Origin of the sequence: Mesorhizobium sp. B1-1-5 (assembly GCF_006443065.1) — a bacterium.
GTDB lineage: Bacteria > Pseudomonadota > Alphaproteobacteria > Rhizobiales > Rhizobiaceae > Mesorhizobium.
This window is the reverse complement of sequence record NZ_VFWS01000161.1, coordinates 1-9324: the sequence shown is the minus strand read 5'-3', so window position 1 is coordinate 9324 and position 9324 is coordinate 1. Positions and strand designations below refer to the sequence as shown.

8 protein-coding genes are annotated in these 9324 nt (G+C 63.2%); 5 read left to right on the top strand and 3 right to left on the bottom strand.

Translation table 11 applies throughout. From position 1 onward, the window contains the following. Positions 1 to 831 precede the first annotated feature (831 nt). Positions 832 to 1539, bottom strand: coding sequence for a pyrimidine 5'-nucleotidase (locus FJ980_RS27785; protein WP_140546860.1), 708 nt, complete (start codon positions 1537 to 1539; stop codon positions 832 to 834). Positions 1540 to 1689: 150 nt separating this feature from the next. Between FJ980_RS27785 and FJ980_RS27780 the strand changes: the two genes are divergently transcribed. The 3 genes from FJ980_RS27780 (at position 1690) to FJ980_RS27775 (ending at position 4219) form a co-directional block, all read left to right on the top strand. Then, on the top strand, positions 1690 to 2451 hold the full coding sequence (locus FJ980_RS27780; RefSeq protein ID WP_140546859.1) for a GGDEF domain-containing protein: 762 nt from the start codon (positions 1690 to 1692) through the stop codon (positions 2449 to 2451). A 173-nt stretch (positions 2452 to 2624) separates the two neighbouring features. Then, positions 2625 to 2783, top strand: a complete 159-nt coding sequence (locus tag FJ980_RS34815) for a hypothetical protein (RefSeq protein ID WP_181181319.1) — start codon at positions 2625 to 2627, stop codon at positions 2781 to 2783. Then, complete coding sequence (locus FJ980_RS27775; protein ID WP_140546858.1) at positions 2780 to 4219, top strand: GMC family oxidoreductase; 1440 nt, start codon at positions 2780 to 2782, stop codon at positions 4217 to 4219. The genes FJ980_RS34815 and FJ980_RS27775 overlap by 4 nt, the downstream gene beginning before the upstream one ends. Positions 4220 to 4859: 640 nt before the next feature. On the opposite strand, the gene phhA is transcribed toward FJ980_RS27775, so the two are convergent. Continuing rightward, positions 4860 to 5696, bottom strand: coding sequence for a phenylalanine 4-monooxygenase (gene phhA / locus FJ980_RS27770; RefSeq protein WP_140546857.1), 837 nt, complete (start codon positions 5694 to 5696; stop codon positions 4860 to 4862). Between the two features lie 135 nt (positions 5697 to 5831). On the opposite strand from phhA, the gene FJ980_RS27765 reads away from it, so the two are divergent. Both FJ980_RS27765 and bchE read left to right on the top strand, forming a co-directional pair. Beyond that, on the top strand, positions 5832 to 6308 hold the full coding sequence (locus FJ980_RS27765; protein ID WP_095769494.1) for an Lrp/AsnC family transcriptional regulator: 477 nt from the start codon (positions 5832 to 5834) through the stop codon (positions 6306 to 6308). Positions 6309 to 6410: 102 nt separating this feature from the next. Further along, complete coding sequence (gene bchE / locus FJ980_RS27760) at positions 6411 to 7979, top strand: magnesium-protoporphyrin IX monomethyl ester anaerobic oxidative cyclase (protein WP_140546856.1); 1569 nt, start codon at positions 6411 to 6413, stop codon at positions 7977 to 7979. A 43-nt stretch (positions 7980 to 8022) separates the two neighbouring features. Here the strand turns inward: bchE and argB are convergent, their stop codons facing one another. Further along, positions 8023 to 8916, bottom strand: coding sequence for an acetylglutamate kinase (argB, locus tag FJ980_RS27755; RefSeq protein ID WP_140546855.1), 894 nt, complete (start codon positions 8914 to 8916; stop codon positions 8023 to 8025). Between the last annotated feature and the right edge of the window lie 408 nt (positions 8917 to 9324).

Genomic DNA, 9324 nt, shown 5'->3' with positions numbered 1-9324 from the left:
TGCATCGTGGTAGCGCTCATGTGTCACGGAATGGATCCTCGGGTCTGCGCGCGTCGCTACGCTCCTTGCTCCGCCCGTGGATGACGAGGCCGGACTGTTTCGGCCAGTCTCCGACGGATGCCGCCTGCCAACGCAAACAGAGCCGACCGGTCAAAATTCCTGTGACAGCAGGCCCGGCGGCAGTGCGACATCATCGCCCGTCTTGTCCGTGAAGCCGGCACAAACGCTGGCGATTGGCTGAAGCCTCTCAACCTCGTCATTCCAGGGCGGAGCAGCCGCGAAGCGGCGTCGCGGAGACCCTGGAATCCATTCCGTGAGCTTGATCAACGTGCAGCGGAGCAGAATTCTGCATCGTGGTAGCGCTCATGTGTCACGGAATGGATCCTCGGGTCTGCGCGCGTCGCTACGCTCCTTGCTCCGCCCGTGGATGACGAGGCCGGACCGTTTCGGCCAATCTCCAACGCATGCCACCTGCCAACGCAAACAGAGCCGACTGGTCAAAATTCCTGTGACAGCAGGCCCCGCGGGCAGGCGAGATTATCGCCGGTCATGTCCGTGAAATCAGCTCAAACGCTCGCGATTGGCTGAAGCCGCCTGAACCTCGTCATTCCAGGGCGGAGCAGCCGCGAAGCGGCGTCGCGAAGGCCCTGGAGTCCATTCCGTGACCTGGGGGGGTGGAATGCAGCGGAGCAGAATTCTGCACCGCGGCAACACTCATGCGTCACGGAATGGATTCTCGGGTCTACGCGCGTCGCTTCGCTCCTTGCTCCGCCCGTGGATGACGAGGCCGGACTGTTTCGGCCAGTCTCCAAGGCATACCACTTGCCGAGTTCACGTCACGACGTCGACGATCGCGGTCAGGAAACCGGCGAGATCATCGGTGACGAAATCGACGTCGTCCTCGTTTGCGGGGTCGCGTTCCCAGATCTCTGAGAATGTCGGCTCGAAATTGCGCGGCACCACCAGCACCGTCGTCATGCCGAGCGTTTTCGGCACGGCCAGATTGCGCGCCAGATCCTCGAACATCACCGCATTGTGTCCGGTCACCGAGTGCAATTCGGCAAAGCGCTCATAGGTCTGGCGCTCCGGCTTGGGGTTCAGCCCCGCCGCGACGATGTCGAAGATGGCGTCGAAATGTTCCAGTATGCCGAGCTGGCGCGCGGTGCGTTCGGCGTGCCTGCGGTCGCCATTGGTGAAGATGAACTTGCGCCCGGGAAGCTGGCGGATCGCCGCGCCCAGCACCGGATCCGGCACCAGCCGCGAATAGTCGATGTCGTGCACCTTCTCTAGGAAATCGTCGGGATCGATGCCGTGCCGCTTCATCAGCCCGTTCAGCGTCGTGCCGTATTCCAGGTAGAGCTCCTTCTGCAGCTTGCGCGCGTCGTCGCGCGAAAGCGTCAGCAGCTCGCCGACATAGGCGGTCATCTTCACGTCGATCTGCGCGAACAGGTTCGAGTGATGCGGGTAGAGCGTGTTGTCGAGGTCGAACACCCAGTCCGTGACATGGGCAAAGCGGGCGGGATCGGGTGTCGTTGTCATGGATTTCTTATGGCATGCCGGCCAGGAGTTTATCCACAACTTATACGCGTCACGAATTGCCAAAATGGCGTGTCGCTTCAAATTTTAAAAGTCCCGGAAAGGTCGCCTTTAACGCTTGCTGGCACAGAAGCTTTCCGTTGGGAGCAAGTGATGAGTCGCATATTTCTGAGGGCCGCTGCCGTGGCGTTCGCTTCGGTCGCCGTCTCGCTGTTGTTGACGCTGATTGTGGTTCCGGCAATGGGCTTTCCGATGAGCCGCACCGTCTGGCTGGCCTCGACGGTTTGCCCGCTCGTGCTCGCCTGGGCCGCCAGCGCCAGCAGCTTCTGGCAGAGCGGCCGGCTGAAGAATGCTCACCGCGAGCTTGCCCGGGCCCATGCGCAGCTCGCGGCGGCGCACAGGCGCCTGTCGGAAAAGGCAAGCCGCGACGACATGACCGGCATGCTCAACCGCGAGACCTTTTTCGCCGCGCTCGACGGTTCGCGGCGCAAGAGCGATCGCGGCGCGCTGCTCATCATCGACGCCGATCACTTCAAGAGGATCAATGACAGCTACGGTCATCTGACCGGAGACGAAGCGCTGCTTCTGATTGCCGGCGCCATCGAACGCGGCATTCGCAGCGGCGACGTGCTCGGCCGCATCGGCGGCGAGGAATTCGCGGCTTTCCTGGTTGGCGCCAGCGAACCGGAAGCCAAGCATATCGCCGAACGCATCCGCCGCGAGGTCGAGCTGATCCGTTTCCGCCCGGTCGACGAACGGACCGTGCCGCTCACGGTCTCGATCGGCGGCGTCTGCTGCGGCGAGAGCGCGACGGTTTCGGATTTGATGCGCGCCGCCGACCGCAGGCTTTACGCGGCAAAGAACCGCGGCCGCAATCTTTCGATCCTCGACCGCGAACTGCCCGAGGCGGCATGAAGCCTCGCCGCAGGCGTTAGGAATGCCCTAACCATGTCCATATTCAACCGCGCTAGACTTCCTGGTGTAACGCCGTTTTCACCTGGGTCTGGCACGGAATTGGCCTCCAAGGCGGCATATGTGCCGTTGAGGAACGGCATGCGTGGATCGAGGCCCCTGTCGAGAGACGTGTCATGAGCAGGTTCATGAGAAAAATGTCGCGCCGCGCGATCGTGCAGGCGCTGCTCGCGCTGCCCGCCCTGTCGCTGTTCCGCAGCCAGCAACCCGTGGTCGATGCCGACGACATCGTCGAGATCAATGGCTGGATCCTGCGGCGAAGCGACCTCGCATGATCTTCGATAGCTACGAGACCTACAAGCAGGCCGGCTTCAGACCCAAGGCCTGTATTCTCGGCTCCGGCCCGGCCGGCATGACGATCGCCAGGAAGCTCGGCGCAGCCGGCATCCCGGTGGTCGTGCTGGAGGCGGGTTCGCGCGAGTTCAGCGACGAGTCACAGGATTTCTACCGCGGCAAGACGGTCGGCGATTTCTATTTCGACCTCGACGTCACCAGGCTGCGCTTCATGGGCGGCTCGTCCAATCACTGGGCCGGCTGGTGCCGCGTGCTCGACAAACAGGACTTCGAGCCCAAGGCCTGGGCGCCGGACACCGGCTGGCCGATCGGCCGCGCCGACATCGAGCCCCATCTTGGCGAAGTCCACGATATCATTGAGCTGCCGGCCTTCCGTCCGGACGTCCCGGTTTCGGACGACATCCGCTGGGTGCAGTTGATCAAGAGCCCGGCGGTTCGCTTCGGCGAGAAGTTCGCCGACGAGCTCGACAAGAGCAGGAACATCGCCGTCGTGCTCAACACCTACGCGACCGAGCTCACCGGCGACGGCAAGCGCGTCACCGGCGCGAAGCTCTGGTCGAACGGCCAGGATGCCGGCACCTTCCCAGCGGACTATTTCGTCACCTGCACCGGCGGGCTGGAGAACTCGCGGCTGCTGTTGTGGTCGAATGAGCGCTCGAATGGCGGCGTGGTGCCGAACGCGGCGGCGCTCGGCCGCTACTGGATGGAGCATCCGACCTTCCTGGGCGGCAATGCCATCCTCGCCAATTATTCGGAGTTCGAGGTCGACGCCTCGAGCGAAGCCTTCTTCTCGCCGACGCTTGCCGCGATGGAGCGGCTGCAGATCATGAATTTCGGCATCCGCCTGATCGAGTCGCCCTATCCCAATGTCAAGAAATTGATCGCCGATCTCGCCTGCACGGCGCCCAATATGGCGGAATGGATGTCTTCCCAGCTGGACCAGAGGCTGCACTGCGCCGCCCAGCTTTACGTCGCCTGGGAACAGGCGCCGCTTGCCTCCAACCAGATCGCGCTGTCGAAGGCCGATGTCGACCACGCCGGCGTGCCGCGCATCGAATTGCACTGGAAGAAGTCGCCGCTCGAGCGCCGCACGCTGCTCGAAGGCCTGAAGCTTTTCGGCACGACCATGGCGCAGAAGAATCTCGGCCGCGTCCGCATCGACGACTGGATCGGCAATGGCGGCGATTACCCGACCGATGAGGAAACGGCCGGCAACCACCATATGGGCGGCACCCGCATGGGCACCGATGTCTTGAAAAGCGTCGTCGACGCCAATTGCAAGGTGCACGGCATGGACAATCTCTATGTCGGCGGCTCGTCGGTGTTCTGCACGTCGGGCCAGTGCAATCCGACGACGACCATCACCGCGCTCGCCTGCCGCCTCGGCGAGCATCTGGGCAAGGTGATTGCCGTCTGATCTCGACCGTGCTGCGCATTCATCAATACGGCACACGCCCTGCAAAACGAGCAGCTGGCCAGGATCAAGGCCGAGCCGGACAAGGCATAGCCAGAGGATCAGCGCAGGATTTTGAAAAATTGCCGTTTGTCGACGGGCACGATTTTCACCGTTCCTTTCGGTGAAATCAGCGCAGACGCTGGCGATTGGCGGAAGCCTTCCAACCTCGTCATTCCAGGGCGGAGCAGCCGCGAAGCGGCGTCGCGGAGGCCCTGGAATCCATTCCGTGACACTGATCAAAGAGTGCAGCTGAGCAGAATTCTGCACCGCGGCAGCGCTCATGCGACACGGAATGGATCCTTGGGTCTGCGCGCGTCGCTTCGCACCTTGCTCCGCCCGTGGATGACGACTGGGTGGGCGTTTCGGCTAACCGCCAAGGCATGGCATCTGCCAACGCAAACATAGCCAACCGGTCAAAATCCCTGTGCTGGGGAACTAATTGCAAAAAAGCACAAAGCGGCTCAGCCGCCTGTCGGCAGCTGAACCGCCCTGAATGTCGGTTGGGCGAGAACCGACCTCAGAGCAATTCCAGGAAAAGTGCGTTGCGGTTTGGGCTCGGCGACTTCGCCGTAGCCTCCGTCCGGAATTGCGTAAACAACACTCAGACCGTCGCCGGGTCGAGCGCCGGCTGGTCCTTGAACCGCGCGACGATGCCGGCGAGGTCGCCATTGGCGAAAGCATCGCGCAGCGCATCGAAGGACGGCAGCACGAAATAGGCGCGCTGGAACTTGTCGATCTCATAGCCGGTGCGCATCACCGTCTCGAGATCGAACGGCACGTGGTGGGCGTCCTTGCTCTCGACCGCGAATTGCAGCTCGGTGAAGGACGACATCAGCCCGGCGCCGAAAGCTTTCAACGGCTGGCCGGCTTCCTGGATGAGGCCGTATTCGGCGCTGTACCAGTAGAGCCTCGTGATCATCTCGTCGCCGCCGAGTTCGATCAGATCTTCCGCCTTCCGGCCATACATCTGCATGAAATCGGCGAACACCGGCTGGGTCAGGATCGGCACATGGCCGAAGAAATCGTGGAACATGTCCGGCTCGACGATGTAGTCGAGTTCTTTTTTCGTCCGCAGCCAGTTGGTGACCGGGAAGCGCCGGTTGGCGAGATGATCGAAGAATGGGCCGGCGGGAATGAGGCCGGGCACCGCCACGATCTCCCAACCCGTCAGCCTGGCGAGCTTTTCGCTAACGGCATCGAAATCCGGAATCCTGTCGAGCAGCCCGAGCGCCGCGACGCCGTCTAGATATGAGCGGTGCGCGAGCTTCCGCGTCAGCTTCGTCTGGCGATCGCAGAGCGTGCGCCACACCGCCTGCTCCTCGGCCGAATAGTCGTGGCCCTGCGCCACGGTGAAATCGCTGCGGCAGACCGAATAGTCGCCGCGCAGGCCCTGCGCCGCGCATTCGGCGGCATAATCGGCAACGCTGATCGTCATCATATCCTCCTCAAGATCGTGATCCGCGGATCGTGATGGGAAGTTTAGAAGCGACCGCTGAGGCAAATCAGCTTTGTTTATGGCACGCCAGCTGATTTGGAGATAAAAGCGCTCAGATCAACGCGAGACTGAGAAGAAATGCCTCAATTTGACGATTTCGAGATAAGGATGCTCGACATCCTGCAGCGCGACGGCCGCAAGCCCGTCTCGGAGCTGGCGCAGGAGATCGGCCTGTCGACCACGCCTTGCGCGCGCCGCTTCGAGGCCTTGCAGGAAGCCGGTATCATCAAGGGCTTCGCCGCGGTGCTCAGCCGCCGCGCCGTGGGCCTGACCGTCGAGGTGTTCATCCAGGTGCGGCTGGTCAGCCACAGCGACGGCTCGCCCGAAAGCTTCATCGCCGCCGTGCAGCGCATGGACGAGGTCTCGTCCTGCTGGACGATGACAGGCGACTACGATTTTCTGCTGCATGTCTTGGTGCCGTCGGTGGACGACTTGAACGCCTTCGTCATGCACCGGCTGATGCGTCTGCCCGGCGTGCGCGACGTCCATACGCAACTGGTGCTGCAGAACATCAAGGGCCCCGGCCACGTGCCGCTCAGCCATCTGCGGCGCTGATCCGGTCAAATCTGGCGAAAAGCTGCGTGGAAACTGCTGAACCGCGCCAAGGCGGCTTCGACATAGGCGACTAGCACAAGCGGACCAACATGGAGGTCCGCCTTGAACATCGTGCTGATCAATCCGCCGCACACCGCCATCGGCAGCCGTGTGCCCGACGACCACCTGCCGCCGCTTGGTCTTTTGGCGATCGGCGGGCCGCTGATCGATTCCGGCCATGAGGTGCGCCTGGTCGACGCCGAGTTCGGGCCGATGCCGCTTGCGACGCTAGTAGACGAGGCGCTGCGCGGCGATCCGGATTTCGTGCTGATCGGCCATTCCGGCTCGACCTCGGCGCATCCGACGGCCTTCAAGATCGCCGAGATGATCAAGGCCCGCGCGCCGGGCGTCATAGTCATCTATGGCGGCGTCTTCCCGACCTATCACTGGCGCGATATCCTCGCTGCGACCGACGTCTTCGACTTCATCGTGCGGGGCGAGGGCGAGGCGACCGCGACGGCGCTGGTCGAGGCGATCGAGATTCGCCAGCCGGTGGCGAGCGTCGCCGGCATCGCCTATCGTGACGATTTCGGCCGTCCTGTCGCGACGCAGGCGGCCATGACCATAGCCGACCTCGATGCCTGGCGCGTCGGCTGGGAGCTGATCGATCATCGCCGCTACTCCTATTGGGGCGGCAAGCGGGCGGTGGTCATGCAGTTCTCGCGCGGCTGCCCGCATCTGTGCAACTATTGCGGCCAGCGCGGTTTCTGGACCCGCTGGCGCCACCGCGACCCGGTCAAATTCGCCAAGGAGATCGCCTGGCTGCACCGCGAGCACGGCGTCGAGCTGATCAATCTGGCCGACGAGAACCCGACTTCCTCGAAAAAGGCCTGGCGCGCCTTTCTCGAAGCCATGATCGCCGAGAACGTGCCGGTGCTGATCGTCGGCTCGACGCGCGCCGACGACATAGTGCGCGATGCCGATATCCTGCATCTTTACCGCAAGGCCGGCGTCATCCGCTGGCTGCTCGGCATGGAGAACACCGACGAGCAGACACTGTCGCTGATCCGCAAGGGCGGCAGCACAAAATCCGACCGCGAGGCGATCCGGCTGCTGCGCCGGCACGGCATCCTGTCGATGGCGACCTGGGTGGCCGGCTTCGAGGACGAGACGCTACGCGATCTCTGGCGCGGCTTTCGCCAGCTCATCGCCTACGATCCGGACCAGATCCAGGCGCTCTATGTCACGCCGCATCGCTGGACGCCGTTCTTCCGCATAGCCAAGGACCGCAAAGTGATCCAGAAGGACATGCGCCTGTGGGACTACAAGCACCAGGTTCTGCACATGACCAGGCTGAAACCCTGGATGCTGTTCTTCGCCGTCAAGCTGATCGAGGTCGCGGTGCAGTCGCGGCCGAAGGCGCTGGCGCGCATCCTGTTCCACCCCGATCCCGAGCAGCGCCATTCGATGCGCTGGTACACCAGGATGGGACGCCGCGTCTGGTTCCGCGAGGTCTGGGGGTTTCTCGTCCGCGACGGCCGCGTCACGGGTGGGCCGACATTAGCCGAATTCTGGGGCGCGCCGCAGGACGCCGAGGAGGAATCGATGATCGCCGGGCGCCAGCCACGCAAGTCCGTCGCGCCGATCATTGAAGATCGACGCGCGCCGGCGGCAAGAAAGTTAGCCGGCTGACATGGCGGTTCGCAATTCCATGGAAATGGTGAACTTGCTTTCCTTACGGAACGATCAGCGTGCCAGCGCCGTGCTCGGTGAACAGCTCGAGCAGCACCGAATGCGGCGTCTTGCCGTTGAGGATGACGACGCCCTCGACGCCGCGCTCGATCGCCTCGATGCAGGTCTCGACCTTCGGGATCATGCCGCCCGAAACCGTGCCGTCCTTGATCAGCGTCCTGGCCTCGGCGACCGTCAGCTCGTCGATCAGCTTCTTGTTCTTGTCGAGCACGCCGGGCACGTCGGTGAGGAAGAGCAGGCGCGAGGCGCGGCAGGCGCCGGCGATGGCCCCGGCAAAGGTGTCGGCGTTGATGTTGTAGGTGTGGCCGTCGCGGCCCGGCGCCACCGGCGCCAGCACCGGGATCATTTCCGAGCGCGCCAGAAGGTCGAGCAGTGTGCGGTCGACCTCGACCGGCTCACCGACGAAGCCGAGATCGAGCACCCGCTCGATGTTGGAATCCGGATCGACCATGGTCTTGCGCGCCTTTTCGGCGAACACCATGTTGCCGTCTTTGCCGCAGAGCCCGATCGCCCACTCGCCCTCGGCGTTGATCAGCGCCACGATCTCCTTGTTGATCGAGCCCGCCAGCACCATCTCGACGATCTCCACCGTCTTCTGGTCGGTGACGCGCAGGCCGCCCTCGAACTTGGATTCGATGCCCATCTTGGTGAGCATCGCGCCGATCTGCGGCCCGCCGCCATGCACGACAATCGGATTGACGCCGGATTGTTTCAACAGCGCGATATCGCGGGCGAACGCCTTGCCGAGTTCGGTATCGCCCATGGCATGCCCGCCATATTTCACCACCACGGTCTTGTTCTCGTAGCGCTGCATATAAGGCAGCGCGCGCGAGAGCAGCGCGGCCTGCATTTCGGCGGTGGCGGCGATGTCCGTCATCGGTGTCGATCCCAGCTAGCGTGAATGGCGGCCTCTTAGCTGGAATTGCCGCAGGCCGCAAACGGCTTTGCGGTCACAATAACGATATCTGCCGGTTCCCCAGCACAGGGATTTTGACCGGCGGGCGTGTTTGTGTTGGCAGGTGGCATGCCTTGGAGATTGGCCGAAACGGCCCAACCTCGTCATCCACGGGCGGAGCAAGGAGCGAAGCGACGCGCGCAGACCCGAGGATCCATTCCGTGACACATGAGCGCTGCTGCGGTGCAGAATTCTGCTCCGCTGCAATCCTTCGATCAAGGTCACGGAATGGATTCCAGGGTCTGCGCGACGCCGCTTCGCGGCTGCTCCGCCCTGGAATGACGAGGTTGGGAGCCTTCAGCCGATCGCCAGCGTTTGCCCTGATTTCAC